Origin of the sequence: Mesorhizobium sp. CU3, assembly GCF_006442965.1 — a bacterium.
GTDB lineage: Bacteria > Pseudomonadota > Alphaproteobacteria > Rhizobiales > Rhizobiaceae > Mesorhizobium.
In genome coordinates this window covers 1-268 of record NZ_VFWX01000049.1, presented here as the reverse complement: position 1 = coordinate 268, position 268 = coordinate 1, and the positions used below count along the sequence as shown (strand labels likewise).

Here is a 268-nt window from a genome sequence, read left to right as displayed (position 1 = left end):
CGCTATGGTGAGCTGGAGGTGCTTAAAGGTATCTCGCTGACCGCCCGCGACGGCGATGTGATCTCGATCCTGGGTTCCTCCGGTTCCGGCAAGTCCACGTTCCTGCGCTGCATCAACCTCCTGGAAAACCCGCACCAGGGGCAAATCCTGGTGGCCGGTGAAGAACTCAAGCTCAAGGCCGCAAAAAACGGCGAGCTGGTAGCCGCCGACGGCAAACAGATCAACCGCCTGCGCAGCGAAATCGGTTTTGTGTTTCAAAACTTTAACC

At 57.8% G+C, this 268-nt stretch carries 1 protein-coding gene; it reads left to right on the top strand.

Going from position 1 to position 268, the window contains the following annotated elements; genetic code table 11:
* Window positions 1-268 (top strand): ATP-binding cassette domain-containing protein (locus FJ988_RS30555; protein ID WP_210242794.1); only part of this gene is annotated, 268 nt, incomplete at both ends.